The organism is Paenibacillus sp. EB106-05-06-XG162 (assembly GCF_058791655.1).
The window spans coordinates 387,912-401,570 of sequence record NZ_JBYTDT010000002.1; the positions used below are offsets into that span (position 1 = coordinate 387,912).

Consider the following 13,659-nt stretch of genomic DNA (forward strand, 5'->3'; position numbering starts at 1 on the left):
GGATGAAGAACATGCCCTTGTGTGCTTGCACGCAGGGGCTTTTTTTGTTTTTTCGAAGGAACAGAACTCCAGGACTAAACTAATTCGACGAAATTACCGAAAATATAGTTACGAGTGTCTATTTTATGATATGAAGAACTTTCATGCATAGGGATTAGGCCGTTTCTACATACAATCACATGCGAATTAGCGTGATCAATGGAACAATACATAGGGGAGCGGATGAAATGAGAAAAAAATTATCTTTATGGTTGGCTTGTGTGATGGTGATACAGTTGGTCATTGGACTGTTACCTGTGTCGGCAGCCGGGAGCCAAGAAAAAGCAGGGAGCAAGTCTGCGGTAAAAGTAGCGAGTGTTACGAACGCAGTTTATTCTGCTCCACAAATCTTGAATACGATACCCGCACATAACGCATCAGAAGTTAGTGTAAATACGCGATTGGATATTGTGTTTGATCAGCCTGTTACGAAAGGATCGGGTTATATTACGATTGTGGATCAATCCGCAAGTAGTGAATATCAGAAGATCGACGTGAATACGAGTGAAGTAAGCATTAGTGGTAAATTTGTATCTATTTCGAATAAAGCACTCGTCGCTAATAAGAGATATTACGTTACGATCGACCCGGATGCAATCAAGAACACGATCGATGGTGGAGATTTGCCATTTGCAGGACTATCGGGTGCGTTATGGTCTTTTAATACAGTAAGAACGGTAGATAATACAGCGCCTGTTGTAACGAGTTATTCACCTTCGAACGGCACAAATGTTTCGGCTGCTTCGACATTATCGCTAACCTTTAATGAAGTCGTTTACCCAGGTAGCGGGAATATTAAAATTTACAACGCTAGCAACCAGCCTGTGGATACGATCTCTGTCAATTCATCACAAGTGATCGGCGGAGGCTCAACAGTTATCCGGATTAACCCAACAAGTGGTGCTCTGAACAGCAACACTACTTATTACGTATTAATCGATGCAGGTGCATTCACGGATCAAGCGTATAACCAATACGCAGGCATTTTGAGTTCCTCAACTTGGACATTCCGTGTAGCTACGGATACGACGAAACCTTATGTCATAAGCCAAACACCTACAGATGGATCAAGTAATGTAGCAATCGGAGCAACAATTTCATTAACTTTTAGCGAAGATGTTCAATTGAACACCAGTTCTATATCGCTGCGTCCAATTAATACGAATGCAAACACAATTACTGGACGTACATCGCTAAGTTCCGATCGTCGTACAGTGACCATTATCCCTCAGTCTAGTATGGGGTTCAGTACGACTTACGCGATTGATATTCCGAGTGATTTTGTGAGGGACTTGGCAGGTAATCCGAATGACGCTAGATGGGGAACAAGTTATTGGACATTCACAACGACAATTCAGGATAATACAGCACCAGTGCTACAATCGATAAAAATGTATAACAATAATGCCATCGTCCTACAATATAATGAATATTTAGATCAGAACTCAGAACCTTACACATCAAATATTACAGTAAGTGTAAATGACGAGAGTCGAGGCGTATCCAGCGTTAGTGTAAGTGGAGATCGTGTGTATGTATACTTGCAGAGCGGCGTTGCCGTGGGTCAATATGTTAAGGTGACTTATTCTCCTGGGGTAAGACCAATTCAAGATTTAGCAAGAAATAAAGCAAGTAGCTTCTACAATCAAGTTGTGCAGAATACGGTCGAGACGACGTTACCAAAGGTTACGAGTGGTTCCATTTCCGGTCGTACGGTGAACTTAACGTTTAGTGATTCCGTGCATAACCTTTCATCATACGCTTACGCACAATTTACGGTAACAGCAAATGGCAGTACAAAGAGCATCAGTAGCAATACAACCTATAACAGCACTAGCATAAGTCTGACACTTGATAGTACGGTAAGTAATGGTGATGTTGTTAAAGTGAGTTACTCGCCAGGTTCTTATCCATTAAAAAGCTACTATGGTACACCAATGAGTTCGTTTTCAGACTTCTTCATTCGTAACTATAATGATAACGTGGCTCCCGTCTTAGAATCGACGAGCGTATCCGGTACGAAATTGATCCTAAATTACAACGAGGGTTTAGATAGCGCATATATTCCAATGAAGAGTCACTTCTCAGTATTAGTCGATGACAAGCCACGCTACGTTACAGCGATTACGATTAATCAAAATATCGTCGAATTGACGCTTGCATCCAGCGTGACGAACGGGCAAGCCGTTACGGTATCTTATGCACCAGGTGATCCAAGACTTCGTGATCTGAATGGTAACTATGCACCTGCATTTAACCTTGTGAAGGTCGGCATCTCGCTGGATACAGATATCCCTTACGTGAAGACAGCAACCGTTAGCGGGGATACACTGACTTTGAATTTATCCGAGAAGGTAACGACAGCTTCAAGTTTAAGTTCCTCGCAGTTCTCTGTGAAGGTAAACAACAATAATGTCAGTCTTCAATCCGTAACATTAAATAGTACTGGCGATACCATTTCCATTCAATTGGTGACCCCAGTGACCGCAGGCCAGTCCGTGACGGTAAGCTATACACCAGGAAGCTATCCATTGAAGGATAGCAATGGGAATGAGATGAAGGCATTTACGAATACAACCGTTACGAATCAGACGGGATCATCCACATCAGGTTCAAATTTGCTTACAACGGAGCAAAGTTATAACCCTGTAGCAACGGGGCTAAACATCTTAAAGCCAGAAAATGCAAAAACAAGTTCAGACCGTTCACGCTTAGGAAAAACGATTAATCGTTATTCGATCGATAAAGATAAGCTTAAAGAGGCATTCGTTTATGTGATTTCACAAGACCGTTCTATGAATAAGATGGTTACATTCGACGTACCTGCGACGGAACGTGCAGCATCGGTGCTCATACCACTTCAGGCTTTAGAGGATGCATACGTACAGAATAAAAATACGTATATGTCCATCCGTCATGGTGACATGATGTATACGTTGCCGTTAAATAACGCGAAGTTTGGCGAAATTACACGGAACTTTGGCACAACAACAGGTAATATTTCGTTACTGCTCCAGATTGAAAAGCAAGAAACGAGTGGGACCATGATTCCGTTGGTCTCTGAAATGAGCAGAACCGGGGCTCAAGCGATTTCGGATCCTTATGACTTCAGAATATCCGGATTGGTTAGTAATCCATCGCCAAAAGTGTTGGATTTGCAAATCTTAATGCAGCACACGATGAAATTAAAACAGCAGGTGAATCAAGATCAGACGGCAACGGTTCGTTACGATCTGGGTGCAGGCAAGCTAAGCTACGTCCCTACGGTTTTCGGCAAAGATTCATCCGCTACTTACGCGACCTTCACGGGCCCGAGCAACGACATGTACCGAATCGTAAGCAACAACGCGTACTATGCTGACGTACAGAGCCACTGGGCGAAAGCAGATATTACGCAGCTTGCCTCGAAATTCGTCGTAGAAGGACGTTCGAGTACGGCATTTGTGCCGAATGCATCGATCACACGTTCAGAGTTTGCTGTATTCGTAGCGAGAGCGCTTGGATTGTCTGGCGATAAAGCATCCGCAGCAAGATTTAAGGATGTATCATCAAATACGATGGAGGGTGCCTATATTGGCGCTGCATCCAAAGCCGGAATTATCCAAGGGAATACGGACGGGACTTTCAAGCCGAATAACTTAATTACGCGTGAGCAAATGGCGCTGATGGTTGTTCGTGCGATGGACCATGTCGGCAAAGGGGTTGTACTGGATACAGATTCTAGTACGCTTCTGAAGAAGTTTTCGGACCGCGGCAAGATCAATAAGAGTGCTCAGGTCTCTGTAGCGAAGGCGCTGCAATCTGAGATTATTGCCGGGATGACAGCGAACACGTTCAATCCGCAAGGGAATGCAACGCGTGCGCAAGCTGTCGTGATGTTGAAACGTATGATGCAATCGATCCAATATTTAAACTAGCAAAACAATGAAATAGAGCTAGAATGAGAACCGCCGAGAGAGATTTCGGCGGTTTTTTGGGCTATTTGACTCATTTCCTAGGAAATGACGTAACTTTTTGGCGAAAAAAGAGTCTATTATAAGAGAGTAATCTCGAAATAGAAGAATATATCGAATAATGGTAGATGATTTTGACAGACCATGGGATGAATAGGAGAGCTACGAAACATGATACAGAACAGCAATAACACGGTGCGCAGAGGCGTATACGTGATCGGGAAGAAAGTGTTTATATTAACGGTTGCAGGCGTGTTGCTCTTGCAGCCTATTTGGGCGGATAGCAGCGTATATGGGGCTTCGAGCTCTAGTAGTAGTGGGGTATCAACCACAAGTAAGAAAATAAACGATCATATCGTCCAGGTCCAATCCGGAATGATTACATCTGGTGCGAAGATGGTTGAATACCAATGGTCAGGGACGCGTTCGAATAAGAACGTAACAGCGAAAGTCAATGTGATCGAGGTTGATCTTACGAATCCCAATGTCAAGATGGATGTTATGACGGGACAGAATGGTCAGTTTACAACGACACAATCGGTAGGCGGCATGGCAAAGGAGACAGGGGCAGTCGCTGGGGTGAACGGGGATTATTTCCAGACGGGTTCAGGTGCTGATCGTGCCCCACTTGGTGCGCAAGTTGCTAACAATGATTTTATGTCGAGTCCCTCGCAATTGAGCGGAATGTATGCTTTTGCACTAACAGCGAATCGGGAGCCTGTGATTGATCTCTTCACGTTCGAAGGGCAAGTGACAGCACCAGACGGTGCGACTTTCCCTCTTGCAGGTGTAAATAAGGCGAGTTATATGACAGAGCCGAATAACGCCTATAGCCATGCGAATGTCATGTATGTGTACACAAGCGCTTGGAAGTCGCTGAGTCGCCCGACAGATCCATCGACAACGCCTACCGAAGTGTTGGTACAGAACGGCGTCGTGATGCAAATCTCAGAGGGCACGCGTCTTGAAATGCCGGTACCAGGCGATGGATACATTCTGCGTACACATGGACAAGCAGCCAATTTCATTCGTGAGCATGTTCAAATTGGTCAGAAGCTGCAGGTAGACTATAACCTCGTGGCGTCATCGAACGGGCAGAAAGTCGATCCAAATTCGCTCCAAATGATGATCGGTGGGCATACGCTGCTCGTCGAGAATGGGAAACCATCAGCTTTTACACGGAGTACAAGTTCAATTAGCGGCGGAAGCGCACGTGCGCGTACGGCTGTAGGATATTCCCAAGATAAGAAGACCTCGTATGTCGTGACCGTGCAAGACAATGGAACGAGTTCTGGCATGACGCTCAAAGAGCTGCAAAACTTCATGAAAGATATTGGTATCTGGAAAGCCGTTAACTTAGACGGTGGCGGCTCGACGACGATGGTATCTAGACCTCTTGGGGATACAGATACCTCGCTCACGTTCGACACAGAGTATGGTAAAACGCAACGTGGGGTTGTGAACGGTCTTGGGATCTATACAACTGCGCCTCAGGGTGAACTGAAGGGTCTCATGGTTAGTGGACAGAACACGCTATTCGTCGGTCAAGAAGCTACGTATGCACTCAAAGGGTATGACTCGTACTACAACCCGTATGATACATCTAATCTTGCTGTGAACTGGAGTGCTTCATCGGAAGCGATGAAGTGGACAGGGCAGAATTTTAAAGCGCTGAAGTCAGGGAAGACGGAAGTCATTGCGAAATCCCAGAATGCGAAGACCAGCATGAACGTTGAAGTGGTCGGTGGGAACCAACTGGCGGAAATGAATCTGAGTAACGCCGTTGGTACACTTGAAGCAGGTACTCAGAATGCAACAGACATTACGGTGAAATTAATCGATGGTCGTACGTTGTCGCTTCCAGCAGAATCCGTGAAGTGGGAGTTCATTGGGTTCAAAGGCTCTGTGAAAGGGAATACCATTACGGTCGATGAAGTGAATAAAGATGCCCAAATCGGCTATGCGATTGCGCGGTATGATGGTTTTAGCGCATTGATGACAATGCAAGCTGGAATGACACAAATGTGGGAAGATTTCGAGAATGTGAAGTATCCGATTCAGTTCACAGGTTCTCCAGCGGAAGTGCAAGGCAGCGCAGCGGTTGTGACTGGTGTGACAGGACGCGAGAAGTCCAAAGTGCTCGATTTGCAATACGATATGACGAAGGCATCAGGTAAATTGTATGCCTATGCGGAATTGAACGGCAAGAATGGTAAAGCATTAGATGGCAGCCCAAGCTCGATGAGTATCGATGTGATGGGGGATAACAGTCTGAACTGGCTGCGCGCAGAATTCGTTGATACGAATAATCAATCAATCTATGTGGATCTAGCTAAAGCGATTGACTGGTCAGGATGGAAAACGCTCAATATTGATCTCAGCTCTTCCAAGCTAAACAGCTCTATGAAATTGAAGCGGGTCTATGTCGTGAATGTACCGGAAGGACAGGATGAGCGGCAGTTAACGGGTGAGGTTGCTTTTGATAATATTCAGTTCAAATCACCTGCATCTAGCAACTCTCTCGCTTTACCAACTCCAACCGTTGTGCTCAAAGTGAGCAATACGACAGCAGTCGTGAATGGGAAGAACAAGAAGATTGAAGTTGCACCTCTTGTGAAGGATAACGTGACTTATGTGCCGGTTAAAGTCATCTTGGATGAGTTTGGCGGAAGTGCGCGCTGGGAATCTTCGATCAAAAAAGTCATGGTCCTACGCGCTGATCGGATGATGGAACTATGGGTGGGTCAAAAGGATTATATTGCCAACGGAAAACGCAATACTTCGGAAGTGTCGCCGATCATCTACAAAAATCGTACCTATGTCCCATTACGTCTCGTGTCGGAGCAAATCGGCCTTAAAGTCGAGTGGGATGGCAAAAACAAGTCCATTACATTACAATGATGTGGTATGATACTATTAACTTCTTGGACATTGTGATAGAAATGGAGTAGATCTCTTGTGGAGCAAGTTGATGTGATCGATCGTGTCATAAAGAATGCGATTAGCGTGATGGAGAGCAGCAAATATCAAATCTTTGAAATTCTGGATAACGCGCGTTCTGAGATGCGTTCGCTCAATCAGGAGCTACAACATGTCATGAAGGAAGCGGGGGAGACCGTTGATCGGGTGGATATTCTTGAACGAGATTATCGACTGGCACGGATTCGCCTGACTGAAGTTAGCCGTGATTTTGTACGGTACACCGAGGCCGATATTAAAGCTGCATATGAGAAGGCAACACAGATACAACTCGATCTCATGATTTTTCGTGAAAAAGAAATATATCTCCGTGCTCGCCGCGATGATCTGCAGAAACGGGTACGTAATGTGGAGAAATCGATCGAACGGGCCGAAACTATAGGTTCTCAAATGAATGTGGTCCTGGAATATTTGTCGGGTGATCTGAATCAGGTCACCCGAATTCTCGAGTCTGCGAAGAACCGTCAGCTCATCGGACTCAAAATTATTGTGGCGCAAGAGGAAGAGCGGAAGCGGATTGCTAGAGAAATTCATGATGGCCCTGCACAGTCGCTGGCAAATCTAGTGCTTAGGACGGAAATTGTCGAAAGGATGATGCATAAGCAGGATTTTACCCAGGTATTGGACGAAATAATAGATTTGAAATCACAAATCCGTTCCGGTCTGGAAGAAATTCGCAAAGTGATCTTTAACTTGCGGCCTATGGCCCTGGATGATCTAGGACTTATTCCGACGCTGCGTAAATTTGTGCATGATTTTGAGGAGAAGACTCGCATCCGTACGACCTTTGAAGTAAGAGGGAAAGAGCTTCGTCTAAATTCAGGAATGGAAGCTGCCATATTCAGATTGGTTCAGGAAGCATTTACGAACACGATGAAACATGCTCATGCTTCTTACGTTTCACTTGATATTACATTTCAAGCCCAAATGTTTAAGCTTGTGATCCAAGACAATGGTCAAGGCTTTAATAAAGATCTATTGTCGGAGAAACAGAAAAAGCATACGCACTTTGGTCTGATTGGAATGCAAGAGAGAGTTGAATTACTAGAGGGGAGGATGGATGTCGAATCCACCGAAAATGTGGGAACGAAGATCATATTCGTCATCCCTACGAATGCTAACAGTAGAGAGGAGTTGCAGGATGGATACGAAAACAACAGGTACGACAAAAATTAAAATTTTATTAGCTGATGATCATCAGCTTTTTCGTGAAGGTCTCAAAAGAATTCTGAACATGGAAGATGACCTCGAGGTGATCGGTGAGTGTGGGGACGGTATTCAAGTCCTTGAATTCTGTAATCATACCAAGCCAGAAGTGGTATTAATGGATATTAATATGCCGATCGAGAATGGTGTTGTTGCAACCGAACGATTACGCGAAATGTTCCCTGATATTAAAGTGTTAATTCTATCGATTCATGATGATGAGAGCTATGTATTTGAGACGCTGCGTAAAGGTGCCTCAGGGTATTTGCTTAAAGATATGGAAGCTGAGTCATTGATCACAGCGATCCGCTCAGTCATTATCGGCCATGCTTACATTCATCCGAAGGTGACGGGGAAATTGATCCAACAGTTACGTCGGATGACGTATTTGGATGAAATCGGCGTCATGAGCGATGGCAATGATGTAGCTCGCGAAGCTGGAGTTAAATTCATGGCATCCGATGATCACCCATTGACACGTCGTGAGGCCGAGGTGCTTCGTTTGATGGCAGAGGGTAAGAGCAACAAGATGATTGGCGAATATCTCTTTATTAGTGAGAAGACGGTGAAGAACCACGTGAGCAGTATCCTGCAGAAGATGGAAGTGGATGATCGTACACAAGCGGTTATTAACTCCATTAAACAGGGCTGGGTGACGTTGTAAAGCAAGATCTTTCTTCGAAGAACACTTCGGGTCCCGTTGAGTGATTCGAGGTACATAAGATAACCCCACATGGCATCAAAGATGAGTTCTTGTCCGAAGAACCGGCTTCTTCCATAGCGCATATAGTGTACTATGGGAGGTGAGCCTCGATGTTACTAACGTTATGTCTGATTATTGTATGTTATGCTGTGGCCGTCGCGGCAGTCCATGTTGCAAGGTATTGGCATAAGAAACGTGGTCTCGATGCTACGGGACGAGAACTGGAGTATGTGCTGGTTACTAAGCAAAATCAATTGCAGATTGAATGGGTCATTAGAGCGCTCATGATGTATGCAGGACTGCGGGGCGGAAGGTTACGGTTGACGATTATTGATGATCAATCGACCGATTTAACGATTCCGATCGTGAAGCGATTAACGATGCATCGAAGTGTCGATGTGTTGATTATAGATGCATCGGATTGGGATTCGAACGCTGTTATGCAGCATATGCGCCAGCCTATTCGTATTCGGTTGAATGAAGCGGAGGATTGGGCAAAGATACCCTTTGCTGGATGAGTGTAGTAACCGGTTACAATGAATAAGGTTAATGTTATTGATGATTAAGGCGGTAAAATAGTAAATGAGTGTGAAGCACACCTCATTCAGCGAAAGCTGAGGGGGTGTGCTTTTTTGCGTTTAAAGGATTTGAATAGGATGTTTGAATGAGTGGTTCTTTTATAACGGTAGGGACGCTGCTCCACGAAGATATGAAGTTCAGTTGGACAGGGGGAGGTACGAAATGCGAGCTTATGTATATACCGTACGGGTTGGAGACAAGTGGGTGTGTCAATTGTCGCTGGATTGTCGTGTGGATTTGAGGTTTTGGTATGGGAAGAAGGATGGAAAGGCAGCAGGGATTGAGGGGAGAAATGGAGGTGAAGATGCAGGGTTAGGCGAGAATAGAGCTAATGAAGGGCGGGGTGAGGAGGTATGGATGACGGCGTCGTCAATTCCTCTTGGTCTGGCAGTATACGTTACGGAGCAATGGGAGACGGGGCCATTAGAACCAAAGCATCTGATTCGGTTATTGCAAGAGGCAGAGCCTCAGGTGATGGAGTGGATTTCTCAGGGGGATTTGCAGGTTAAGCAAGTTGCACGGGAGAATGTTTGTCGGAGTGAGCAGGGGTTACGGGAAGTGGCGTGGTTGGGAGATAGCGATTGGAGTGTTGGGAGTAGGAGCTGGAACGGGAATGGAAATGAAGAAATGATTATGGAGGGGGTTTGGAATGGAGACCTGTGGGATGATATCGGCTGGGGTAGTCTGAAGCGGGTTGCGTTGCGATTGGCTGTAGGGATACAGGGGCGCTCGTTGTTGGCGCATGAACTGCAGGATTATCTTACAACCCACGCGATGGAGGATGCTGCGCTGTATTGGCGTACGCTTGCGCAGCTCGCGTACGTGCAGGGTCTAGTGGAGCTGCGGAGCGGACTAGCCGTCCGCGAAGCGCCGCGTCGCTTCCCGCTGTTGCGTCGCCAGCGGGAGCTCTGCTGCCTGCGCTGCGGCAGCCGCGCAGGCTCGCACCGCCGCACGGCATGCGCCACGTGCGGCAGCCCCGGCTGCGCCTACTGCGAGGCCTGCCTCGCGATGGGGCGCAGCCGGGCTTGCGCGCTGCTGCTGCATGGCACCGCAGCAGCAGTGCGCCTTGCGGCGCACGGCGCCGCCGGCACGGCCGCGGCGGGCTGTGCCCGCGCCGCTGGCCGCGCGCACGCCACCGAGCCTGGGGCGCGGTGGCGGCTTAGTGAAGCGCAGCACGACGCTTCGCGTGCTGCGCTTCACTTCCTGCAGCAGCCGTGCGCCGCTGCAGGGAACACGCCCGCCGCCCGTGGCGGGGCGGGCGTGCCGTCTTTCCTGCTGTGGGCCGTAACCGGCGCAGGAAAGACCGAAATGATCTTCCCGCTCATCGCTCATGCGCTCGAGCGGGATCAACGCGTGCTCATCGCGACGCCGCGGCGCGATGTCGTGTTGGAGCTTGCGCCAAGACTCGCGCAAGCCTTCCCAGACAGCCGCCTAGCGACGCTCTACGGCGGCAGCTCGGATCGCTGGATGTCAGCGGAGATCACGCTCTCCACAACGCATCAATTGATGCGGTTCTATCACATGTTCGATCTAGTGATCATCGATGAGCTCGATGCCTTTCCGTATCACAACAATGAGCAGCTGCAATATGCAGCGAAGAAGGCATGCAAACCGGATGGACGCTTCATCTTTCTCTCTGCCACGCCGCCAGATCGAATGCAACGGGACGTACGTCAAGGACGGCTGCCTCATGCCAAAGTTCCAGTACGATTCCATCGCCATCCACTACCTGTACCGAAACGCCTTACCTTAAAACCGCTTAGATTGTATTTGGAGCGGAGGGCATTACCTATCCCACTCATCAAAGCGTTAACCACCTCTATTACGCGAGGGGCACAGGTCTTTATTTTTATTACAAGAATTAAGCAGGTCGATCCCTTAGTAGACTTGCTTCGTCGCCATTTCCCATATCTTCCGATTGAAGGCACATCCTCTGAGGATACGGAGCGCGCTGAGAAGGTAATACGATTCCGTCAACGTGACAGCCGAATGCTCGTGACGACTACGATCTTGGAACGTGGCGTAACCATTCCGAAGAGCGATGTTTTTATTTTGGATGCAGATAGTGCACTCTTCGACGCTGCTTCTTTAGTCCAAATGGCAGGAAGAGCAGGTAGATCGTTGGAGGATCCAGCTGGAAATGTCATGTTCTGTGCATCGTCATGGAACAGGGCCCAGCAACATGCGGTTCGCCAAATTACGTCGATGAACCGCATTGCGCGGCGGCAAGGGTATCTGAATACTACATCGCAAAGGAGGGAGGGGAAATGAAATTATTTAATAATTTATTCCGGTCTCTTCCAACCTTGCTTGCTCCGCAAATCCAAAATTGTCTAGCCTGTCATCGCGCCATTCATCGTTCAAACAATCATAACGCAGTCCAAGGCATTCCTCATACAGACGCCATGGTGCGAGCGCTGCGACGATCAACCAATTCGTTCCACGACCTGTGTGACGCATGCTTGCATTCCATGCCATGGATCCGCTCTATTCGATGCCCTGTCTGTGGCCGAGCAACCGGATGTCCGGATTGCAGTCGCCGTGGCAAGGATCATACCTATTTTCAGAAAAATCGAAGTGCTGTTGCCTATAGTCCTCAGATGCGGGATTGGTTAGCTGCTTATAAATACCGGGGCGATGAGAGGTACCTCCCTTTGCTTGGTTCGATGTTGTTAACGGCTTACTATCAACTGTGTAGCGAACAAACGAGAGATAACATGCCAGTCAAGTTTGACTGTATCACTTATGTCCCTGTCAGCCCATCTCGCATACAAGAACGCGGCTTTAATCAAGCTGAGCAATTCGCTAGAACCCTTCATGCGTATACCGGAATCCCTGTCATTGCGTTGCTTCAGAGGAATCGTCATACCATCAAACAAAGCATGAAATCCCGCGGAGACCGGATTGAAGATATGAAAGATGTATTTTCGCTACATCACGATTCTAGAGAACTACTCTTCTCACAAATCAATCTGAACCCTATCACAGCCCAAACCCATTTGGTTCCGATTCGAATCTTGCTCATTGATGATGTGTACACAACAGGAAGCACGGTGAACGCCTGTGCCAAGTCCCTATCGGAGCTATCGAACGATTTGAGTACAAGCATACTAATTTCAAGTCTTACATGGGCGCGCTCTTAGGAATCTATAAAGGTTTGACGGGAGAATGACGATAATATTAGTAATAGAAAAACTGCCCAATACTTTGATAAAATAGACATATTATAGGTAGTATTGCAATGAAGGGAAGGTTCACCCATGAATGTAGAAAATTGCCCGCGCTGCGGTAGAATTTTTGCCAAAGGGATTCGTGATATTTGCCCGAACTGTTATCGGGATATTGAAGAAGAATACGAGATTTGCGTGAAATATTTGCGCGAGCATAAAGAAGCGACCATGCAGGTACTCTCGGAAGAGACAGGTGTATCAATTAGGCAGATTACGAAGTTCCTTCGCGAGGGTCGGATCTCTATGAAAAATTCGCCGAATATGTCCTATCCCTGTGAGTCATGTAGTACGCCAATTCGTGAAGGGCATCTATGTGATGCATGCCGGAGCCGATTTGCACGTGACTTTAATAACATGTCTGAAGATGAACGCAGAAGAGAACTACAGAAACAGCAGCAGAATAAAGATTCGCATGCATATCGCGTAGTAGATCGATTTAGAGACCGCGAATAGACAAATAAGAAAAATGACACCAACGAAGAGCCGCGGAGAGATTGTTGCCGCAGCTTTTTTAGTTCGTATCTATTTTCGGTTGTCTATGTCATTGAGCATAGAATTTGATGGAGTTTCGTATGAGCCTATTCGCCTTTTCAGCGATTTTTCTATAAAATAATGTAAACCAGTGACCGATAAATAGTATAACAAGAGAACGGTTGGACGATGAAGGAGGGAAGCAATCATGAAAATTAATGAATCCCAAAGAATTAGTGCGATAAATCAATATCAGCGTAATACGGAAGCGCGAGGCCACGTGAATAAGAAAGCACCCCAATTGGATGAGGTATCGATATCCCCTGAAGCGAAAGAAATGCTCGATGCGCAGTCCCGTGTATCGGACCCTGAGCATGCCAAGCGCGTAGAACAGTTGAAGCAATCCGTTGCGACAGGTACTTACCATGTCGATGCGAATAAGATTGCGGAGAAGCTGTTGCCTTATTTCCGCAAATAGTGAAGCAACAAGAATGAAGAA

General features: G+C 46.7%; 9 protein-coding genes. All 9 read left to right on the forward strand.

What is annotated here, in order from left to right:
• Positions 1-227 precede the first annotated feature (227 nt).
• The 9 genes from AC3WU2_RS07590 to flgM all read left to right on the forward strand — a co-directional run bounded on the left by AC3WU2_RS07590 (position 228) and on the right by flgM (position 13,638).
• The gene (locus AC3WU2_RS07590; RefSeq protein WP_492452824.1) at positions 228-3,956 is read left to right on the forward strand and encodes an Ig-like domain-containing protein; all 3,729 of its coding nucleotides are present in this window, start codon (positions 228-230) and stop codon (positions 3,954-3,956) included.
• Between the two features lie 207 nt (positions 3,957-4,163).
• Positions 4,164-6,893, forward strand: a complete 2,730-nt coding sequence (locus AC3WU2_RS07595; RefSeq protein WP_492452826.1) for a stalk domain-containing protein — start codon at positions 4,164-4,166, stop codon at positions 6,891-6,893.
• Between the two features lie 57 nt (positions 6,894-6,950).
• On the forward strand, positions 6,951-8,147 hold the full coding sequence (locus AC3WU2_RS07600) for a sensor histidine kinase (protein ID WP_492452828.1): 1,197 nt from the start codon (positions 6,951-6,953) through the stop codon (positions 8,145-8,147).
• Positions 8,113-8,841, forward strand: coding sequence for a response regulator (locus AC3WU2_RS07605; protein ID WP_018754742.1), 729 nt, complete (start codon positions 8,113-8,115; stop codon positions 8,839-8,841). Before AC3WU2_RS07600 ends, AC3WU2_RS07605 begins: the two co-directional genes overlap by 35 nt.
• 149 nt (positions 8,842-8,990) lie before the next feature.
• Complete coding sequence (locus tag AC3WU2_RS07610; RefSeq protein WP_492452831.1) at positions 8,991-9,398, forward strand: hypothetical protein; 408 nt, start codon at positions 8,991-8,993, stop codon at positions 9,396-9,398.
• A gap of 223 nt (positions 9,399-9,621) precedes the next feature.
• Positions 9,622-11,730: an ATP-dependent helicase ComFA gene (locus AC3WU2_RS07615; protein WP_492452833.1), complete on the forward strand. Its 2,109-nt coding sequence runs from the start codon at positions 9,622-9,624 to the stop codon at positions 11,728-11,730.
• Complete coding sequence (locus AC3WU2_RS07620) at positions 11,727-12,602, forward strand: ComFC family protein (protein ID WP_492452835.1); 876 nt, start codon at positions 11,727-11,729, stop codon at positions 12,600-12,602. Before AC3WU2_RS07615 ends, AC3WU2_RS07620 begins: the two co-directional genes overlap by 4 nt.
• Before the next feature lie 117 nt (positions 12,603-12,719).
• A complete protein-coding gene (locus tag AC3WU2_RS07625) occupies positions 12,720-13,142 on the forward strand; it encodes a TIGR03826 family flagellar region protein (protein ID WP_492452837.1) in 423 nt (140 codons plus the stop codon).
• A gap of 226 nt (positions 13,143-13,368) precedes the next feature.
• Complete coding sequence (gene flgM, locus AC3WU2_RS07630) at positions 13,369-13,638, forward strand: flagellar biosynthesis anti-sigma factor FlgM (protein WP_492452839.1); 270 nt, start codon at positions 13,369-13,371, stop codon at positions 13,636-13,638.
• The last annotated feature ends 21 nt before the right edge of the window (positions 13,639-13,659 follow it).

What these genes read in the sequence shown, in the direction of transcription:
- AC3WU2_RS07590 (WP_492452824.1), top strand. Translation starts at nt 228, where the DNA reads ATGAGAAAAAAATTATCTTTATGGTTGGCTTGTGTGATGGTGATACAG.
- AC3WU2_RS07595 (WP_492452826.1), top strand. Translation starts at nt 4,164, where the DNA reads ATGATACAGAACAGCAATAACACGGTGCGCAGAGGCGTATACGTGATC.
- AC3WU2_RS07605 (WP_018754742.1), top strand. Translation starts at nt 8,113, where the DNA reads ATGGATACGAAAACAACAGGTACGACAAAAATTAAAATTTTATTAGCT.
- AC3WU2_RS07610 (WP_492452831.1), top strand. Translation starts at nt 8,991, where the DNA reads ATGTTACTAACGTTATGTCTGATTATTGTATGTTATGCTGTGGCCGTC.
- AC3WU2_RS07615 (WP_492452833.1), top strand. Translation starts at nt 9,622, where the DNA reads ATGCGAGCTTATGTATATACCGTACGGGTTGGAGACAAGTGGGTGTGT.
- AC3WU2_RS07620 (WP_492452835.1), top strand. Translation starts at nt 11,727, where the DNA reads ATGAAATTATTTAATAATTTATTCCGGTCTCTTCCAACCTTGCTTGCT.
- AC3WU2_RS07625 (WP_492452837.1), top strand. Translation starts at nt 12,720, where the DNA reads ATGAATGTAGAAAATTGCCCGCGCTGCGGTAGAATTTTTGCCAAAGGG.
- flgM (WP_492452839.1), top strand. Translation starts at nt 13,369, where the DNA reads ATGAAAATTAATGAATCCCAAAGAATTAGTGCGATAAATCAATATCAG.